The sequence below is a fragment of the Oceanobacillus sp. B139/18 genome (assembly GCF_055524595.1).
The window spans coordinates 276,852-294,599 of record NZ_JBVFXI010000001.1; the positions used below are offsets into that span (position 1 = coordinate 276,852).

Sequence of the window (17,748 nt, forward strand, 5' to 3'; positions counted from 1 at the left end):
TATTTGTATAATGAAAATCAATTTTAAAGAATGACACCAAAGAGGGAGAGATGAATCGTGAAACATTTTATTTCGATGCAGCAGCTGTCGAAGGAAACGATGAATCAAATTCTGAAAGAAGCCGAATTGATAAGAAAATCACCAAGAACCATGAATAAACAGTTATTTGCTGCCAACCTGTTCTTTGAACCAAGTACAAGAACGAAAATGAGCTTTGAAGTTGCACAGAAAAAAATTGGTTTAGAGATGCTCGATTTTCATACCGAAGCTTCCAGCCTTGTCAAGGGAGAGTCCTTATATGACACAGCGAAAACCTTTGAAGCGATTGGTGCCAATGTGTTAGTCGTCCGTCATCCATCTGATAAGTGGATAGCTGAAATTGAGAAAGAAGGTTACTTGAGCATACCGGTTATCAACGCCGGCTCCGGAAAAGAAGAGCATCCTACTCAGTGCATGCTGGATTTACTGACAATGTACCAGGAATTTGGCCATGTTGAAGGCAGGAAGGTTGTTATCGCTGGCGATATCAAGCATAGCAGGGTAGCAAGGTCGAATGCGCTTGCTCTGGAGAAATTAGGAGCTGAAGTTTACTTGAGTGCAGCACCAGGGTTTGAAGATACCAGCTTACATTATCCATATATCCGAATGGATGAGGCAGTAGAAATAGCGGATGTCGTGATGCTGCTGCGAATTCAGCATGAGCGTCATATTCATAAAGCAGAAACTTCAGATTATCTCACCCTCTATGGTTTGACAATGGAAAGAGCTGCAAAAATGCAGAAGCATGCAATAATTATGCATCCCGCCCCAATCAACAGAGGGGTGGAAATTGACAGCAGGCTTGTAGAAAGTAAACAGTCACGTATTTTTAAACAGATGGAAAATGGTGTCTATGTCCGAATGGCAATTTTAATTCACGTATTAAAAGAATGGGGGATTATCAATGAAAACGAAATTAACGAACGCAAAACGCTTAACATCATCTAATGAATTGGTAAACTGTGAGGTGCTTATCGAAGGCGGAAAAATCAAAAAGGTGGCCCGGGAAGTAACAGAGCAGGCGGATAACACAATTGATGCAAAGAATAACCTTGTTGCTCCAGGGTTTATCGATGTGCATGTGCATCTGCGTGAACCGGGCGGAGAGTATAAAGAAACGATTCGTACAGGAACAGAAGCAGCTGCCAAAGGAGGATATACTACTATTTGCGCAATGCCAAATACGAATCCGGTTCCGGATAGCCCGGAAACATTGGAGCAGCTGCTTCAAAAAATTAAAGAGGATGCTGTTATCCGTGTTCTTCCTTACGCTTCGATTACCAAAGGTTTAAAAGGTGAAGAACGTACAGATGTTAAGGCGCTGTTTGAGCAGGGAGCTTTTGCCTTTACAGATGATGGGGTAGGTATACAGACTGCCAATCAAATGCTTCAGGCCATGAAAGAAGCAGCTGCATGCGGTGCGGCAATTGTTGCTCATTGTGAAGATAATTCCCTGGTCTATGGCGGAGTAACCCATGATGGAGAAATAAGCAAGCGCCTTAACCTGCCGGGGATTCCGTCTTTAAGTGAATCGGTACAAATTGCCAGAGATGTTCTGTTAGCTGAAGCTGCCGGCTGTCACTATCATGTTTGTCATGTCAGCACGAAGGAATCGGTTCGCGTCATTCGTGATGCGAAAAAAGCTGGTATTCATGTTACAGCGGAGGCATCTCCACACCATTTAATATTAAACGAAACTGATATTACTGAAAATGATGCAAATTTCAAAATGAATCCGCCGCTAAGAGGAAAGGATGACCAGGAAGCACTGATTGAAGGGCTTTTAGATGGCACACTGGATGCTATCGCCACAGACCATGCGCCGCATGGAGAGGAAGAAAAAGCAAATGGCTTTTTAGAAGCACCATTCGGAATTGTTGGATTAGAAACAGCTTTTCCATTGTTATACACTCATCTGGTACAAAAAAACGTACTAAATTTACATGAATTGATTGATAGAATGACGAAAAAGCCGGCGGATGTGTTCGGACTTCCTTATGGAACGTTGGAAGAAGGAGCGCCAGCAGATTTAACCATTATTGATTTAGGAAAAACAGCAAAAATCGATCGCTATCAATTTGCTTCTAAAGGGAAAAATACACCTTTCCACGGCTGGGAGGTAACAGGATTCCCTGTCCTGACAATGGTAGATGGCAAGGTCGTATTTGAGGAGGGCAACCATGCGTAAACGTAATTTAATTTTGGAAGATGGAACAGTTTTTGAAGGATACGGTTTTGGAAGCGAAGAGGTTTCCAAGGGAGAGATTGTTTTTAATACAGGAATGACTGGATATCAGGAAGTTATCACCGATCCAAGTTATTGCGGACAATTTGTAACGATGACGTACCCTCTCATTGGAAACTATGGAATCAATCGAGACGATTATGAAACAGTGACACCATTTATTCATGGTTTGATTGTGAAAGAATATAGTGAGCAGCCTTCCAATTTCCGGAATGAAGAGACCATCGACAGCTTCTTAAAGGCGAATAATATTCCCGGGATCGCCGGAATCGATACGAGAAAATTAACACGGATTATTCGCAAGTATGGAACGATGAAAGCAGCTATCCTTTCTGCGGAAGAAGATGTAGAAAAAGCAGTAGAAGAATTGAGAAATGCGGAATTTCCTAGAGACCAGGTAAAACAGACATCGACAAGTAAGCCTTACGTTGTTCCGGGCAGAGGAAGCCGTGTGGTACTGGTTGATTTTGGTGCAAAGCATGGTATTCTGCGGGAATTAACGAAACGGGATTGCCAAATTACGGTGGTTCCTTATAACTATCGTGCAGAGGACATTCTGCGTCTCCGTCCAGACGGCATCATGCTGACAAATGGACCAGGAGATCCAAAAGACGTACCGGAAGCGATTGAAATGATCAAAGAGATTCTCGGGCAGGTGCCGATATTTGGAATTTGTCTTGGACATCAGCTTCTGTCTTTAGCCTGCGGGGCAAATACAGAAAAGATGAAATTTGGACATCGCGGTGCGAATCATCCAGTGAAAGATTTAGAGAATGATAAAACGTACCTTACTTCTCAGAATCATAGTTATGCAGTAAATCCAGATTCCCTTGAAAATACGGGACTTGAACTGACACAAATCGCCATCAATGATGAAACCGTAGAGGGAGTTAGACATACGAAGTATCCGGCATTCTCGGTACAGTACCACCCGGAAGCATCTCCAGGACCAGAGGATACCAATTATCTTTTTGATGAATTTTTAAAAATCATGAAACAGCAAGCGAAGAAGCAGGAGGTTCATATTCATGCCTAAACGTACAGATATTCAAAAAATTCTCGTGATTGGATCTGGCCCGATTGTCATTGGACAAGCGGCCGAATTCGACTATTCTGGAACTCAGGCTTGTCAAGCATTGAGAGAAGAAGGTTATGAGGTTATTTTAGCCAACTCCAATCCGGCAACGATTATGACAGATAACACAGTTGCAGATAAAGTATATATGGAACCTTTAACAGAAGAATTCTTAACAAAAATTATTCGTAAAGAGCATCCCGATGCTATTTTGCCGACATTAGGCGGACAAACAGGCTTAAACCTTGCTATGGAGCTTGTCCGTAAAGGGGTATTGGAAGATCATAAAGTACAGCTTCTGGGAACCGCACCGGAATCGATTCAGCAGGCCGAGGATAGAGAGCTGTTCCGTACCCTGATGAATGAGTTGAATGAGCCAGTGCCGGAAAGTGAAATTGTACATACCGTGGAGGAGGCTGTTAATTTCGCCAATACCATCGGCTATCCACTCATTGTGCGCCCGGCATATACGCTTGGCGGTACCGGCGGAGGAATGTGCTACAGCGAGGAAGAGCTGAAGGAAATCACACATAACGGACTGGTGCTTTCTCCAGTAAACCAGTGCCTGATTGAACGAAATATTGCAGGGTTTAAAGAAATAGAGTATGAAGTGATGCGTGACCATAAGGACCAGGCAATTGTGGTTTGTAACATGGAAAATATCGACCCGGTGGGAATCCATACAGGGGATTCGATTGTTGTGGCTCCGTCACAAACCTTAAGTGACCGGGAATATCATATGCTGCGTAATGCTTCCTTGAAAATTATTCGTGCCTTAGAAATTGAAGGCGGCTGTAATGTCCAGCTGGCGCTTGATCCATACAGCTTCCAATACTACATTATTGAAGTGAATCCGCGTGTCAGCCGTTCATCCGCGCTGGCTTCCAAGGCAACAGGTTATCCGATTGCAAAAATTGCGGCGAAAATCGCGGTTGGCTACACATTGGATGAAATTATTAACCCAATTACTGGTAAAACGTATTCAATGTTTGAACCGGCATTAGACTATGTGGTTACCAAATTCCCGCGTTTTCCATTTGATAAATTTACATCAGGAGACCGTCGTTTAGGAACGCAGATGAAGGCGACTGGTGAAGTAATGGCAATTGGCCGTAATTTGGAAGAATCCTTACTAAAAGGTGTGCGTTCTCTGGAAATGGGAACAGAAGAGCTTTACCTTGCAAAAGCAGAGGGCTTAGATGAAGAAACATTAGATAAACGCTTGAAGCGTGCAGATGATGAACGTATTTTTCTCTTGGCAGAAGCATTGCGGCGAGGCTATTCGGTCGATAAAATCTTTGACATGACCAAGATTGACCGATTCTTCTTAAACAGCTTAAATAAAATTATTGAAACAGAGAAAGCCTTGATTGAAAATAAGAACGATATGGCAGTGTTAAAAGCAGCAAAAGAGCTGGGCATTGCAGATGAGCAGGTTTCCAGACTCTGGGATGTTCCGCTGGATGACGTATATGCGTTAAGAAAAGAAAATAATCTCTTCCCGGTTTATAAAATGGTAGATACCTGTGCGGCAGAATTTGAGTCGGAAACACCTTATTTCTATAGCTCGTATGAAACGGAAAATGAATCGGAAGTAACAGAACGTAAGAAAATCCTCGTGCTTGGTTCCGGACCAATCCGCATCGGACAAGGGATTGAGTTTGATTATGCGACCGTGCATTCGGTATTTGCGATTAAAGAGCTGGGCTATGAAGCAATTATTATGAATAATAATCCGGAAACCGTATCTACTGATTTTACGATTTCCGATAAACTTTACTTTGAGCCGCTTACGCTGGAAGATGTTATGCATGTGATTGAACTGGAAAAACCAGAAGGCGTGATTGTGCAGTTTGGCGGTCAAACTGCGATTAATCTGGCAGATGGACTGGAACGCCGCGGAGTGAAAATTCTAGGTACCGGCCTGGAAGCAATTGATCGTGCAGAGGATCGCGATAAATTTGAAGTATTATTAGATGAGCTTGACTTACTTCGTCCGCAAGGAAAGGCAGTACCAAGGTTAGATAAGGCAATTGAAACAGCAAATGAAATTGGCTATCCGGTACTTGTACGCCCTTCTTATGTTATTGGCGGCAGCCGTATGGAAATTGTATACAGTGAAAAAGAGCTGGAAAATTATTTAGCGAAATCAGATGGTGTGGATTCTGCACATCCGATTTTAATCGATAAATATTTAACAGGAATGGAAGCAGAAGTAGATGCCATCAGTGATGGAGAAACAACGATTGTTCCTGGAATCATGGAGCATATCGAACGCGCTGGAGTCCACTCTGGTGACTCGATGGCTGTATATCCTCCGCAGCGTTTAAGTGAAGCTGTAAAAGAAAAATGTCTGGATGCAGCAGTGAAGATTTCAAGCGCATTGAACGTAAAAGGACTAATCAATATCCAGTTTATTATCCGTGATGAAGATGTTTATGTGCTTGAAGTAAATCCAAGAGCCAGCAGAACAATTCCATTTCTAAGCAAGATTACTGGCGTAACGATGGCAAATATTGCTACGAAATGTATCTTAGGTGAGAAATTAGCCGATATGGGCTATGAAACTGGTATTTTACCTGAACAGAACCTTGTTTCTGTCAAAATTCCAGTATTCTCTTTTGAAAAATTACGCAGTGTGGATACCATTCTTGGACCAGAAATGAAATCTACCGGTGAGGCAATCGGTTATGATAAAACATTAGAAAAAGCATTGTATAAAGGACTTATTGCTTCCGGATTAAAAGTGCCGCAAGAAGGCGGCGTATTATTGACCGTTGCCGATAAGGACAAGGCAGAAATGCTGGAAGTAGCAGAACGGTTCCACCAGCTTGGGTTTGTCCTCTATGCAACACAAGGGACAGCATCCTTTATTCAGGAAGAAGGCGATATTCCTGTTGTTCAAGTAGGTAAAGTAGGGGTAGATGAGCCGAATGTATTATCCATCATTGAAGAAGGAAAAGTCCAATTTGTTATCAATACACTTAATTCTGGGCAAAAACCAAGGTCGGATGGTTTCTTAATCCGCCGTGAAGCAGTAGAGCATGGCATTGCAAGTCTGACAAGCTTAGACACGGTGAATGCGATTATCAATGTCATTGACTCCACAACATTTACAGCACAATCCATCAGCCAGCAAAAGGTGAAGCAATGATGAAGAAAAGACATGAAATGGAAGTAATCGCTGTTGATACAATCGCCAAAGAAACAATTGAAATGACATTGTATCAGCCGGAAATCAGTCAGCAAACTGTGCCGGGACAATTCCTGCATTTGCTTGTCCCCGGTTTTACATTAAGAAGGCCTATCTCAATTGCCAAGGTCAATTCAGAGGAAGGCACCGTCACCATTTTGTTTAAAGTCGTCGGCGGCGGCACAAAAGCGTTAGCAGCTTATCAGCCGGGAATGACAGTCGATGCACTTGGTCCAAATGGAAATGGTTTTCAGGTAGACGATGTACAAGAAGGAGAACGTATTCTGTTAGTAGGTGGAGGAATTGGGGTTCCTCCCATCTACCATCTCGCCAAGCGCTTAAGTGAAAAGAATGTGGAGCTTGTTGTTGTATTAGGATTTCAATCCAAGGATTATGTCTTTTACGAAGAAGCATTCCAGAAAATAGCGGAAACGTATGTAGTTACTAATGATGGCTCCTATGGACATCAAGGGTTTGTCACACATGTATTTTCTGAAGTGGGCGCATTTGATCAATATTTCAGCTGCGGACCGCTGCCGATGCTCCGCGCTGTGACCACAGAATTAAAAGATGCGGCAGGAAAAGTATCTCTGGAAGAGCGGATGGGCTGCGGCGTCGGAGCATGTATGGCCTGTGTACTGCCAACGGTGGATAACAGCTATAAGAAGATTTGCAGTGACGGCCCCGTATTTTCTGCGCAGGAGGTTATTTTATGAACCTAGAGGTGAAATTGCCTGGACTAACATTAAAAAATCCGATTATGCCGGCATCAGGCTGCTTTGGATTTGGAAAAGAGTACAGTGAATTCTACGATTTAAGCCGGTTAGGCGCTGTTATTATGAAGGCGGCAACGCAATTTGAACGCTTTGGAAATCCGACGCCGCGTGTTGCAGAAACTTCTTCAGGCATGTTAAATGCCATTGGTCTGCAAAATCCGGGAGTAGAGCGGATTATTGCCAATGAAGTTCCCAGACTTGCTGCATATGATACATCTATTATCGCAAACGTTGCTGGAAGCTCATTAGAGGAATATGTTTTTGTAGCCAGTGCATTTAATCAGACTAAGGATGTGCATGCATTAGAATTAAATATCTCCTGTCCCAATGTAAAAGAGGGCGGTATTCAATTTGGCACAGACCCGGAAATGGCTAAACGCGTTACATCCGCAGTGAAAGAGGCGAGTAATCTTCCTGTGTATGTGAAGCTGTCCCCGAATGTGACCAATATTGTCGAAATGGCAAAAGCCGTAGAAGAAGCCGGTGCGGATGGACTTTCCATGATAAATACATTAACGGGCATGAAGCTGCATTTGCCGACTGGGAAACCGCTGATTGCCAATCAGACTGGCGGATTATCCGGTCCGGCTATTAAGCCGATTGCAATCCGGATGATTTACGAAGTGCGGCAGCAGGTGTCTATTCCGATTATCGGCATGGGAGGCATTTCTACTGCAGAGGATGTGCTGGAATTCCTGCAGGCTGGTGCAGATGCAGTAGCAGTTGGTACAGCAAACTTCCAAAATCCATTTGCGTGTGTAGATATCATCGATGCACTTCCAGAAACACTAATGAACTATCAATATACTTCTGTGCAGGATGTAATTGATAGAAGGGGCGTGCAGGTATGAGCGTCTTTGTCGCATTAGATTTTCCAACATGGACCGAAACGGAACGGTTTTTAAAGGATAATGATCTTGCAGGTGTCCCTGTAAAAGTCGGAATGGAGCTTTTTTATCGAGAAGGACCGGCAATCATTGAAAAATTGAAAGCAGATAACCACCCTATTTTCTTAGATTTAAAGCTTCACGATATTCCAAATACGGTTCATCAGGCAATGAAAAATATTGCTTCTTTGAACGTAGATATGGTAACAACGCATGCGATTGGCGGAAAAGAGATGATTTATCAGGCGAAGCAGGGGCTGGCAGGTTCATCTACCAAGCTGATGGCAGTGACGATTCTTACTTCGATGGATGATAATGTTTTAGAGCGGGAGCTTGGTTTATCAGGCGATGTAGAAGAGAATGTTATCCGTTTTGCAGCACTCGCAAAAGAAGCAGGAGCAGATGGAGTGGTCAGCTCCGTTCATGAGGTGCCAGTAATCAAAAAGCATTGCGGTGACGACTTCTTGTCCATTACTCCGGGCATCCGTTTAGCAGATTCTTCCCAGGATGATCAGAAACGAATAGCGACGCCTGAGAAAGCGAAAGAGCTGGGCAGTGATTTCCTGGTTGTCGGCAGAAGCATTACCAAAGCAGAAAATCCAAGAAAAGCATATGAACAAGTGATGAAGGAGTGGCAGCATGGAGAATAATATAACCAAAGATTTATTAGCAATTGAAGCCGTACAATTAAATGCAGATAACTATTTCACATGGACATCTGGACTTAAATCACCTATCTATTGTGATAACCGTTTAACGATGAGCTATCCTGCCGTCCGCAAAAAAATTGTTCAAGCATTTGCAGATATGGTGAAAAATAGTGATACCAAACCGGAAGTTATTGCCGGCTGTGCAACAGCAGGTATCCCGCATGCAGCCTGGCTGGCAGAAGAGCTTGATTTACCAATGGTATATGTACGTTCGAAGCCAAAAGGACATGGAAAAGGCAACCAGATTGAAGGGGCATCGGTAGAAGGGAAAAAGGTACTTGTGATTGAAGACCTGATCTCCACTGGCGGGTCATCCATTCAATCTGCCGAGGCGTTAAAACAAGATGGCGCTGAAATTACAGCAGTATATTCCATTTTCACATATGGACTTCCAAGAGCGCAAAAAGCGTTTGAAGAAGCAGGCTTCTCTTATGAATCGATAACCGGTTTTGATCAGCTGTTAGAATTACTTATTGAAGAAAATAAGCTTACAGAGAAAGAAAAAGAGACAGTACTTGCTTGGAGAAGCGAGTTATAAGAATAAGAAAGAAGGATGTGACTCGTAAAAGAGGGCACATCCTTTCTTATTTTTATTTTTCCCACATACTTATCCATTCATCAATGGAAAAGGAGAGAATGGTATTTTCATCTTTTTGTAAACGTATCGCTTCTTGCAGCTTTTCATCGGCTGTTTCGATAAAACGAGTAACCTGCTGGCGTACTTCCTCCGAATCTACAGTACGGTCAAGCCAGTCTTGGAAATGAAGCTTTTTTATCCGTATATCCTCCTGCAGTAACGTAAATGGATGTTTAGAAAATAGTTTTTTCCATTCGGAGATTTTTTTGGCACGTTCATGACTGGGATCACGCATGGCTTCCAGCTGATTTAAAAATTGATCAGCTGCATCCTCCTCTGGAGCTACATTATCAACAAATAAACATTTTCCGCCAGGCTTCAACACACGATATACTTCTTGAATAAACTTCTCAGGTCGTGGAAAATGATGGGCCGCGATACGGCAGGTGATGATATCCATAGAGTCATCCAGAAAGGGAAGTTCCTCTGCATCAGCAATAATCAGCAGGATGTTATCGTTTTCATTTATGCTATTTCTCACACCTGTCAGCATGGATGGAGTTAAATCGGTTGCGATAACTTGTTTGGCGAAGGGAGCTAACGTTTTTGCGACCTGACCTCCTCCTGTTGCTATATCTAAAATGATTTGGTCAGTGGATGGCTTTAACCATTCCGTGATTTTTTGTAAAGCGGCGGGGTTGCTATGTGTACGGCTGTTGACATAAGCATCCTTCCTTTTTGTGAATAATTCTTTGTTCTGCAATTTTTTATCCATTTAACACCGTTCCTTTCTTAATTTTCAGTAGAAAGTAAATTTCATGAGCAATTCATGCTGGAAAGTCTTCTTAAACTGATGTTATATGATATACTTGGATAAGTAAAATACTATATTATAATCAAAAATGATAACCTGTACTTATCGGAGGTTTTTGCTATGCGGATGGATGATTATGAAATCCTTTTAAAACTCTATGAAATTGGCACGATAAGGGGAACAGCAAAAGCGATTCTCATTTCCCAGCCAGCGGTTACCCAGCGTTTGAAATACATGGAGAACTATTTTGGAGAAGAGATATTTATACGAACATCAAAACGTTTATTACCCACACCTGCTGGAGAACAAATTATTCAGCATGCCAAAGAAACGGTGGAAAAGGAACGGCAATTTAAAAATCGTTTAGCAGAGACGGGCGAAGCGATACAAGGTACGCTGTCGATTGCCTGTTCTTCGTTGATCAGCCAGCGTTACTTGCCGGACATTTTAGGGGAATACACTGCTGCCTACCCCAAGGTAACGATTGATTTAGTAACAGGCATCAGTGAAAATATCAAACAAAATCATAAGCAATATCATGTATGCATTATTCGCGGGGAAAAATTAAAAGAAACGACCTCGGTCCATTTGTTTGATGATCCGCTCTATATTTTTGATACAGAACCATTTCCGGAGCAAGCTTTAAAAGAAAGACCTATTATTTCCTTTAAGAGTGATGACAGCATGCATGAGCTTGTCGACAGCTGGTTGTTTGAACAGCAGAATTACATTAAACCGCAAAAAAAGATGACCGTGGATCAAATCGAAACGTGTAAACAGTTTATGAAGCAGGGAATTGGCATGGCCGTGTTGCCCGGCAGTGTCTCAAATCATCTGAAGGAGCACTATCCGTATATTCCTTTATTTTTAGAGAAAAAGGCAGTAACCCGAGATACATGGGTCTGCTTCCAGGAAGGGATCCGCCAGCTCCCGCAGGTCGATCATTTTCTTCGGCTGCTGGAAAATTATGATTTTGTCGCAGTGTAACTGGCTGGGCCTGCGATTACTCGTCCCATCGAAAGGCTTTTGTAAGACTCCCGCTTCAAGAATAGGGAGAAATCGAACATTCTAAGTAGGAGATCTAACAGCCAACGGCCCGATTGGTTCAACTAACATTCAGTGGGGTAGAAAAGGCCTCCCACTGAATGAAGTTTCACTTTATCGCAGATTAAAATAAAGTATCTTTAGAAAAAAGGTTTAAAGAAAATGAATAAAGGAAATAGTACCATTAGATTAAATGATAAAGGAGCAGTGATTTCAATGAGTAATATTATTTTCAGTTCAAAAGCAACCGCACAAAACGGCAGAGACGGACATGTAAAATCAGATGATGGGATTATCGATGTTAACTTAGTTAATCCAGCCGGAAATAAATCAGATGAAAAAGGCTCCAACCCGGAACAGCTCTTTGCTGCTGGTTACGCAGCTTGCTATGATGGGGCACTTAATTTAATGGCATCCAATCAGGGAAAAAATATTACGTCAGAAACAACAGCAGAAGTTCATTTTATGAAAGACCCTGCTGACGACGGCTTTAAAATCGGCGCAACTCTGCATATCAAAATAGAAGGCGTTGATCAGAAAGAAGCGGAAGAACTGGCAGAAGCTGCGCATCAATTTTGCCCTTATTCGAAAGCAACGAGAGGTAATATTGATGTTGAACTGAAACCGACCGCAGTTTAAAAATCTATGTATAAAAAAATTCCAGCCGATAAAGGCTGGATTTTTTTATACATAGATTACTGATTTTTCATCCCCTGCTGCAAGGAAACCATTTCCTCTCCAAGCGCTTGAAGCCTTTCCAAAACACGTTCATCAATAATTTCATCACTGTCCATATTAAAAGCACTATTATGGACAAACACATTCCCGGTTGGAACTAAGCCTTTAAAATAAGACAGAATCGATCTTAGATGATATTCCATGACAAGAAAATGCCGGTCTGACCATCCAGTAGCAACCATTCCCGTTACTTTATGTTTAAAAGTGTATTCCGGTAAGTGGTCAAACAGATTTTTTAACGCTCCAGAAATCGATGCTTGATAAATTGGAGTCCCAAACACAAGGAAATCAGCGGAAGCAATTTTTTGAACTACATCCCAGGTATCTTCATTATAGTCTGCCAAGGGAGCACCGTTAAAAAAGTCGATTTCATAATCCCTTAAGTCCACTAATTCCGTTTTTATGGATGAATCGAAACGGCGAGCGTGGACTAGAATCTGATTAACAACAATCGATGTTTTATCTCCTGCAAGTGCACCTGATATTCCAACAAGTTTCATATATTTTAACCTCTTTTCCAGATGATTTTAATTAATAATTATAGTATGAGTTTATCATTTAGAAGGAGAAGGCTCTAATTTAATGATTGGTTTAGGCGATAAATCCGGATGATATTTTATTCATAAAAATTTGGTGTATCACGTCAGAGAAATGATACACCAGATTTTTATTTTACTTTCAGTTGATCCACCATCTCTTTTTTCGGCGTCACAAACAATGTTTTTTGATTATCATACGTCACGTACCCGGGTTTCGAGCCATTCGGTTTTTTTACGTGGCGAATCAACGTGTAGTCTACCGGTACAGAAGAAGATTGCTGGGATTTACTGTAATAAGCAGCTAAAACAGCAGCCTCCTCTAATGTCTTTTCACTTGGCTCTCTGTGCCGGATGATTACGTGTGAACCGGGAATGTCCTTCGTATGGAGCCAGATATCATCGCGGTGTGCCAGCCGCATCGTGGCGTATTCATTCTGTTTGTTATTCTTCCCGACTAAAATCGTTGTGCCATCAGAAGACTGGTAGATTTCAGGTTTTGGCTTCTGCGGTTTTTTCGTCTTTTTCGAAGCACGCTGTTTTCGCAAATATCCTTCTTCCCGGAGTTCCTCGCGAATTTCTTCAATATCATCGGTACTTGCTACATCCAACTGCTGCAATAACTGATCGAAATAAACGATTTCTTCGTTCGTCCGTTTGATTTCTGTTTCCATCATCTTACGGGAATTCTTCAGCTTCTGATAGGTTTTGAAATAATTCTGTGCATTGCCGCTTGGTGATTTATTCGGGTTTAACGGAATAGTGATTTCTTTTTGATCCGGATCATAATAATCTACAACGGAGATTTCTTTTTGGTTCGGCTTGACTAAATGCATATGCGCAGTTAAAAGCTCCCCCATTTTTTGATAATGATCTGCCCGTTCAGATTTTTCTACCGTCTGCCGATGTTTTTTCAGCTTGCGGACGTTTTTATCCTGTTCATTTTTAATAAAGCGATAGAGGTCTTTTGCCTGCTGCTTGACCCGGTCCCGCTCGGCTTTGCCGGAGTAAAAGGCATCGAGCATTGTATTGACCTCTTCAAAAACCGTGTCTGCTGGTTCATCTGGAAAAGACAGTACATGAAAATCTTCTTTTGGTTCCTGATAGATAGCAGGCTGATAATCATTTTCCTGTAATTGCTTCTGAACAAGGGAAAGCATATTCTCAAAATCCTGATTCGTGCCAAGGTGGACACGCTCGATCATTTTTTTCGTCACAAATGGGGAAAAGCCTTCTAATAACCCAAGCAGCTGTTTATCCATTTTGCCAGCATTGAAATCTAATTTTTTCACAATGGAATCACTGTCGGTATCTAAAATGGAAAGCTTATGCTGGTCAGGCGGCAGCTGATACTGCTGACCCGGCAAAATCATCCGGTGCCGGTTTTGGGACAGAGAAACATGCTTCAGGCTGTCAATAATATGCCTCTTTTCCTGGTCGACTAAAATAAAGTTACTATGCTTGCCCATGAGTTCGATAATTAATTGTTTATAACTGATATCTCCTATTTCATTACGAGTCCGGATAGTAAATGTAACGATCCGCTCCATTCCTTTTTGTTCGATCTGTTCAATTACACTTCCGGTCAGATGCTTCCGCAGCACCATACAAAACATAGGAGGTTCTTTCGGATTGGTATAGGAATCGTTCGTAATATGAAAACGGGCATAGGTGGGATGGACAGAAAAAAGCAGGCTGTGGTTTACAGACTGGCTGCGGACTGTCATCACAATCTCTGTTTCCGATGGCTGATAGATTTTATTGATTTTTCCTCTTTCTAATTTCGTTCTTAATTCTTCTGTAACCGCTCTTGTTACAATACCGTCGAATGGCATAAGTAATCACCTCATCGGCAATTATAGCATCTTTTTAGATGTTGAGGCATAGAAATGGATTAAGTGCTTGTACAATTTATGTCTGCCGGAGGAATGTATAATGAAATGGTATCAGCTTACAACCGAAAAATTAGAAGAGACATTACAAGTAAAATCGAATGTCGGGTTAGGAGAGAAGCAGGTTGCGAAAAGACGTCAGCAATATGGCGAGAATGTTCTAGCAGCGAAGAAAAAAATACCTGGATGGATTTTGTTTTTAAAGCAATTTCAGGATTTTATGGTATTAGTTTTATTAGCTGCCACGTTGATAGCCGGATTATTAGGGGAGTATATTGATGCGATTGCAATCATGGTGATTGTATTAATTAATGGAATCATTGGTTATTTTCAAGAGCAGAAAGCAGAAAATTCACTAGAAAAACTGAAAGAATTATCTGCGCCGATAGCCAGTGTCAGACGAGATGGACAGTGGGTCAAGATTCCATCCAAAGACATTGTGGTAGGAGATATTGTCCGGTTTACAAGCGGGGACAGAGTTCCAGCAGATGTAAGAGTGATTAAAACAACCAGCCTGGAAACCGAGGAGTCTGCTTTGACAGGAGAATCCCTTCCTGTTGCGAAACATACCAAAGAAATTAGAATGGACGGATTAGAAGCCCAGGATCAAGTGAATATGGCTTTTATGGGGACATTAGTTACACGGGGATCAGGTGAAGGAATTGTTGTCGGTACAGGAATGAAAACAGTCATGGGACAGATTGCCACGTTGTTGGATAATACCAAGAAGACCATTACACCGCTTGAAATGAAATTGGCCGAGCTGGGGAAAATCCTGATTGTTGTCGCCTTATTCTTAACGATACTCGTGGTCGGGGCAGGGATATTCCAAGGGCACCCAATGTATGAAATGTTTTTAGCAGGAGTTTCCTTAGCGGTAGCTGCTATTCCTGAAGGACTGCCGGCGATTGTTACGGTTGCTTTATCACTTGGTGTCCAGCGGATGATTAAAAAGAAAGCCATTGTAAGAAAGCTTTCGGCGGTAGAGACATTGGGATGTGCTTCCGTCATTTGTTCGGATAAGACAGGCACCATGACAGAAAACCAAATGACGGTAAAGGAAGTATATATAAATGGAAAAACATTATATGTTACCGGGGACGGATACCAGACACAGGGAGATTTTTTATATAATCAGAAGAAGGTAGAGGATTCTCATTCTAATTTAAAATCGATGCTGCTATATGGCATGCTGTGTAATCATGCCTCCATTTCTACAAAAAAAGGAAAGAATGTAGTGGATGGCGATCCGACAGATGGTGCGTTACTTGTTGCAGCATATAAATTTGGTTTTCATGAAAATGATAAACAGCCTTTTCGGATTATCAAAGAAATACCATTCGATTCCGATCGAAAGCGGATGAGTGTCGTAATAGAAGATGATAATGGCATGCGTTTATTGATTACAAAAGGTGCACCGGACATGCTGCTGCCGAGGTCATCCCATATTCAAACAAAGAATGGAAAGACTGTTTTAACAAAGGAACAGAGTAAACAGACAGAACAAGCAATGGTAGGGATGGCGGAAAAAGCACTCCGAACGATTGCGATAGGTTTTCGGGTATTATCCCCTTCCGATTCATTAGATACAGCATTGCTGGAAGAGGATTTGACCTTGATTGGCCTGTATGGGCTGATGGATCCTCCTAGAAAAGAAGTAAAAGCAGCCGTTCGCGAATGTAAAGAAGCCGGAATCAAAACGGTGATGATAACAGGGGACCATGCGCATACGGCAAGAGCAATTGCAAACCATTTAGAAATTCTTCCAGAGAGCGGGAAAGTATTGGAAGGAAAAGAATTAACACAGATGTCAGACGCTGAATTAGTGGATACGATTGAAGATACGTATGTTTTTGCACGTGTCACGCCAGAGCATAAACTTCGAATCGTCAACGCCTTTCAAGAAAAAGGACATATTGTTGCAATGACAGGAGATGGTGTCAACGATGCACCAGCGATGAAAGCAAGTGATATAGGCATTGCGATGGGAATAAGTGGAACAGATGTCACAAAAGAAGCATCATCGCTCGTGTTAATGGATGATAACTTTGCAACCATTAAATCGGCTATTCAGGAAGGCAGAAATATTTATGAAAATATTCGTAAGTTTATCCGCTATCTGCTGGCTTCCAATGTAGGAGAAATTTTAGTGATGCTCTTTGCTATGCTGCTTGGACTGCCGCTGCCGCTTGTGCCTGTGCAAATACTATGGGTGAACTTAGTGACAGATGGACTGCCGGCCATGGCATTAGGTGTGGATCAGGCGGAAGGAGACGTCATGAAGCGGGGACCCCGGAATCCACGTGAAGGCATTTTCTCCCGAGGGCTCGGTTACAAGATTATCAGCAGGGGAATTTTGATTGGGGTTGTCACCTTAATTGCATTTATTGTTGCTTACCAGAATGACCCAAGCAATTTAGTCTATGCGCAGACTATTGCTTTCTCAACTCTGGTGGTAGCACAATTAATTCATGTATTTGACTGCCGCAGCGAAAAATCTATTTTTGCAAGAAATTTGTTTGAAAACAGATACCTGATTTTAGCTGTACTGTCGTCCATGCTGCTGCTCTTAGTTGTTATTTACTTCCCTCCGATTCAGCCGATTTTCCATACCGTCAGCTTGTCTGTGGTTGACTGGTGCCTGATTGTCGGACTGGGAGCATTACCGACCGTATTATTTGGATTTACTAAAAGATAAGACAGGAAACAGCTATCCCATTTATTATGATAAGGCGGATAGCTGTTTTCATTATTTAAAATGTGTATTACAATATTTGCAGGCACTTATATAAAACGGATAAACCAAGCAATTCAAAGCCTGTAAATCTCACTCTATTTTCCTATTTCTTGGTTTTGCTCTTGTAACAAAAAAGTTTATAGTATAAAATTCAATAAAGATACAGTATAATGGTACTATTATAGATAGAAAAGAAATGGCAGGGGGAAAAATTTTGAATCTAAGTTTAATAAATATTGGCTTTGGTAATGTTGTTTCCGCAAACCGCATTATTTCTATCGTGTCTCCGGAATCAGCACCAGTAAAACGAATTATTACGGTCGCCAGAGATAATAATAAGTTAGTGGACGCTACCTATGGCAGACGTACCAGAGCTGTTATCATTACGGATAGCGATCATGTTGTATTATCTGCAGTGCAGCCTGAAACAGTAGGACAACGGCTTGTGACAAACGATGAAATTGCAGACGAATAACGAAGCTGGA

The 17,748-nt window shown here is 41.9% G+C and carries 15 protein-coding genes; 12 read left to right on the forward strand and 3 right to left on the reverse strand.

The features are described 5' to 3' along the window. The first annotated feature begins 57 nt into the window (after positions 1–57). The 8 genes from ACZSMY_RS01305 to pyrE are packed head-to-tail and all read left to right on the forward strand — an operon-like array spanning position 58 to position 9,463. The gene (locus ACZSMY_RS01305) at positions 58–987 is read left to right on the forward strand and encodes an aspartate carbamoyltransferase catalytic subunit (RefSeq protein ID WP_042535152.1); all 930 of its coding nucleotides are present in this window, start codon (positions 58–60) and stop codon (positions 985–987) included. Next, complete coding sequence (locus ACZSMY_RS01310) at positions 944–2,227, forward strand: dihydroorotase (protein ID WP_465147417.1); 1,284 nt, start codon at positions 944–946, stop codon at positions 2,225–2,227. Before ACZSMY_RS01305 ends, ACZSMY_RS01310 begins: the two co-directional genes overlap by 44 nt. Beyond that, entirely contained in the window at positions 2,220–3,320 is a 1,101-nt protein-coding gene (locus tag ACZSMY_RS01315) for a carbamoyl phosphate synthase small subunit (protein ID WP_332093775.1), read from the forward strand. Before ACZSMY_RS01310 ends, ACZSMY_RS01315 begins: the two co-directional genes overlap by 8 nt. After that, the gene (carB, locus tag ACZSMY_RS01320; RefSeq protein WP_042535146.1) at positions 3,313–6,513 is read left to right on the forward strand and encodes a carbamoyl-phosphate synthase large subunit; all 3,201 of its coding nucleotides are present in this window, start codon (positions 3,313–3,315) and stop codon (positions 6,511–6,513) included. Before ACZSMY_RS01315 ends, carB begins: the two co-directional genes overlap by 8 nt. Next, positions 6,510–7,268 carry a dihydroorotate dehydrogenase electron transfer subunit gene (locus ACZSMY_RS01325; RefSeq protein WP_465147418.1) on the forward strand — a complete coding sequence of 253 codons (759 nt, stop codon included), beginning with the start codon at positions 6,510–6,512 and terminating at the stop codon, positions 7,266–7,268. The genes carB and ACZSMY_RS01325 overlap by 4 nt, the downstream gene beginning before the upstream one ends. Next, positions 7,265–8,179: a dihydroorotate dehydrogenase gene (locus tag ACZSMY_RS01330; protein ID WP_042535144.1), complete on the forward strand. Its 915-nt coding sequence runs from the start codon at positions 7,265–7,267 to the stop codon at positions 8,177–8,179. The genes ACZSMY_RS01325 and ACZSMY_RS01330 overlap by 4 nt, the downstream gene beginning before the upstream one ends. After that, positions 8,176–8,865, forward strand: coding sequence for an orotidine-5'-phosphate decarboxylase (pyrF, locus tag ACZSMY_RS01335; RefSeq protein ID WP_042535143.1), 690 nt, complete (start codon positions 8,176–8,178; stop codon positions 8,863–8,865). The genes ACZSMY_RS01330 and pyrF overlap by 4 nt, the downstream gene beginning before the upstream one ends. Further along, positions 8,855–9,463 (forward strand): orotate phosphoribosyltransferase, encoded by a 609-nt coding sequence (pyrE, locus tag ACZSMY_RS01340; protein WP_042535141.1) that lies wholly within the window; start codon positions 8,855–8,857, stop codon positions 9,461–9,463. Before pyrF ends, pyrE begins: the two co-directional genes overlap by 11 nt. A 52-nt stretch (positions 9,464–9,515) precedes the next feature. Here pyrE and ACZSMY_RS01345 read toward each other — a convergent pair whose 3' ends face one another. Next, a complete protein-coding gene (locus ACZSMY_RS01345; RefSeq protein WP_193063342.1) occupies positions 9,516–10,277 on the reverse strand; it encodes a class I SAM-dependent methyltransferase in 762 nt (253 codons plus the stop codon). Positions 10,278–10,436: 159 nt separating this feature from the next. Between ACZSMY_RS01345 and ACZSMY_RS01350 the strand changes: the two genes are divergently transcribed. Both ACZSMY_RS01350 and ACZSMY_RS01355 read left to right on the forward strand, forming a co-directional pair. Further along, positions 10,437–11,303 carry a LysR family transcriptional regulator gene (locus ACZSMY_RS01350; RefSeq protein WP_042535137.1) on the forward strand — a complete coding sequence of 289 codons (867 nt, stop codon included), beginning with the start codon at positions 10,437–10,439 and terminating at the stop codon, positions 11,301–11,303. Positions 11,304–11,576: 273 nt separating this feature from the next. After that, a complete protein-coding gene (locus ACZSMY_RS01355) occupies positions 11,577–11,999 on the forward strand; it encodes an organic hydroperoxide resistance protein (protein ID WP_042535135.1) in 423 nt (140 codons plus the stop codon). Between the two features lie 56 nt (positions 12,000–12,055). Here the strand turns inward: ACZSMY_RS01355 and ACZSMY_RS01360 are convergent, their stop codons facing one another. Both ACZSMY_RS01360 and ACZSMY_RS01365 read right to left on the reverse strand, forming a co-directional pair. Continuing rightward, the gene (locus tag ACZSMY_RS01360) at positions 12,056–12,598 is read right to left on the reverse strand and encodes an NADPH-dependent FMN reductase (RefSeq protein WP_193063344.1); all 543 of its coding nucleotides are present in this window, start codon (positions 12,596–12,598) and stop codon (positions 12,056–12,058) included. Positions 12,599–12,765: 167 nt separating this feature from the next. Further along, on the reverse strand, positions 12,766–14,469 hold the full coding sequence (locus ACZSMY_RS01365) for an Rqc2 family fibronectin-binding protein (RefSeq protein ID WP_465147419.1): 1,704 nt from the start codon (positions 14,467–14,469) through the stop codon (positions 12,766–12,768). Between the two features lie 100 nt (positions 14,470–14,569). On the opposite strand from ACZSMY_RS01365, the gene ACZSMY_RS01370 reads away from it, so the two are divergent. Then, on the forward strand, positions 14,570–17,224 hold the full coding sequence (locus ACZSMY_RS01370; RefSeq protein ID WP_368900637.1) for a calcium-translocating P-type ATPase, SERCA-type: 2,655 nt from the start codon (positions 14,570–14,572) through the stop codon (positions 17,222–17,224). Positions 17,225–17,477: 253 nt separating this feature from the next. Then, positions 17,478–17,738, forward strand: a complete 261-nt coding sequence (gene remA / locus ACZSMY_RS01375; RefSeq protein WP_042535126.1) for an extracellular matrix/biofilm regulator RemA — start codon at positions 17,478–17,480, stop codon at positions 17,736–17,738. Positions 17,739–17,748 lie beyond the last annotated feature (10 nt).